This window comes from Candidatus Methanoperedens nitratireducens (genome assembly GCF_900196725.1).
Lineage (GTDB): Archaea > Halobacteriota > Methanosarcinia > Methanosarcinales > Methanoperedenaceae > Methanoperedens > Methanoperedens nitroreducens_A.
The window spans coordinates 1-1,794 of sequence record NZ_FZMP01000040.1 but is presented as its reverse complement, the minus strand read 5'-3'; the positions used below and the strand labels follow the sequence as shown (position 1 = coordinate 1,794).

3 protein-coding genes are annotated in these 1,794 nt (G+C 31.4%); 1 reads left to right on the top strand and 2 read right to left on the bottom strand.

Annotated features, from left to right (window positions below; all coding sequences use genetic code 11):
• The first annotated feature begins 483 nt into the window (after nt 1-483).
• Nucleotides 484-903, top strand: coding sequence for a hypothetical protein (locus tag MNV_RS04080; protein WP_096204102.1), 420 nt, complete (start codon nt 484-486; stop codon nt 901-903).
• A 175-nt stretch (nt 904-1,078) separates the two neighbouring features.
• On the opposite strand, the gene MNV_RS04075 is transcribed toward MNV_RS04080, so the two are convergent.
• Together MNV_RS04075 and MNV_RS04070 are read right to left on the bottom strand one after the other, a co-directional pair.
• On the bottom strand, nt 1,079-1,306 hold the full coding sequence (locus MNV_RS04075) for a hypothetical protein (protein WP_143311623.1): 228 nt from the start codon (nt 1,304-1,306) through the stop codon (nt 1,079-1,081).
• Nucleotides 1,307-1,515: 209 nt separating this feature from the next.
• Nucleotides 1,516-1,794: phasin family protein (locus MNV_RS04070; protein WP_218837888.1), on the bottom strand; the 279-nt coding region annotated here is incomplete at its 5' end.

Here is a 1,794-nt window from a genome sequence, read left to right as displayed (position 1 = left end):
TCACGTATATATTAACCTACAGAGATAGGCTTTAAGTGAAATAAAAAAATGCAACAGCACTTGAAAAGAGCGTTCATATTGTTATTTATGGCGGTATGGGCAAATGGAAGTCATAATATAGTAAATTGCGATGATCGTCATGGTTCAACAGAGTAATTATGATAAAGAAAATCGAATATACGATAACTTCCTGTCTGGAATGTAGATATATTAAAAGTAAATTTTCTGGATTATGTGGCCACCCAAAATGTCCATCAAGAAAAATACCTAAATTATCAGAGATTCCTTCGTGGTGCCCTCTAGATAATGGCATCATTTAGATGATAGATATTAATAAAAAAAGTTCAAAGACTGCACTAACAAATATTAAACGCAGTTTTTGTTCTGGAATGAAACGTTCTTTATGTTCCAATCTTGTCTGGTATAAAAGGAAGTATTGTTTTTGTTTTGTATCTCACTGAAAATAAAGATTAGGAGAATGATATGAAATATATATTAAGTATAAAAGAATATTTGGCACGTAAAGAAGAATTAAAATCAAGATACGGTTTCGAAGTCTGTCCCATGCCAGATATAGATATGGATATTAATTTTCAGAATAAAAATGCAGTAATTAATATTAAAAGAAGAGAATATCATAGATTTATCCATTTTGATAAAAGTTTTAAATTACATATTAACGAAGAAGAGATGAATTCAAATAGTAGGATAAATTTTAAGATATCAAGTTTCGGAAGTGGAAATATTATAGAAAACGATTCTGAGTTATATGGAGAACGTTTGAATAGACCAAAATATTTTGACTTACCTAGTAGATATATATTGGCAATATATTTTGAAAATAAAATTCCAATTAGCAAAATTGATGTTATTATTGATTCAGAAAGTAGTAAAAACAGATAAAGACCAATACCCGACTGTAAAACTAAATCCAAGAAAACGAAAGCAAAAAATAGAAATGAACTTGGGTAATCGAAATCCCAGGTTCTATCGCATAATTGGGACTTGAGAATTGGTGTCGCATGACGGACTTACTAGACTTGTTGCATTCGTCACCTATTTTACCCATTAATGTCTGTCATTTATTTTGTATCACCTCTCTGACTATGAATGACGAAAAATATGGGTCATTTGATTTCAGTTTTTTTACAGCACGGCGGGCGGCATCTAGGGTGTCGAAGACTTCATCTTTTGGTGTAACAATTTTACCCATTGCCTCTGTAGGTTGCAATAAAACTAATCCATCGTCTCTTTCTTTTATCAACTTAGCGTAGTAAATTGTAATAACCCCAGCAGGTTCAACCATATATGTATATTTATATTTAACCATTAATTCGTTTTCTTTTTAATATCTCGTATATTCTCTATAGCCCTTTACATCTAATTCCATGCTCCCTATACAGTTTCACATTAACAGGATGAATTAATATAATATATTCAAATAATTCCCATCGCTTCCACCACCCCTTTTTGAAAAAGTTTTATTTATAACTATTTAGCTCATTTATTTTATTCTCAAGTTCTTTGACCTGTTTTTCTTTCTTGGATTTTTTTTATCATTTCCTGGGCAAGTTCTTCAACCGCTTCTGGTGTCAGGGAAATCGTTTTTTCAAGCTTTTCGATTTTCTTTTCAAGAGCTGTGATATCGCTTTTCATCGCTACCCCGCTCTTTTTCAGATTTTCTTTGACTCGCTCATCTATTTTATCTTCAAGTTCTTTAGCCTGTTTTTCTTTCTCAGATAAAACTTCCTTTACGAATTTTTCCGCTTCCTCTTTACTCATTTCCCCTTTTTT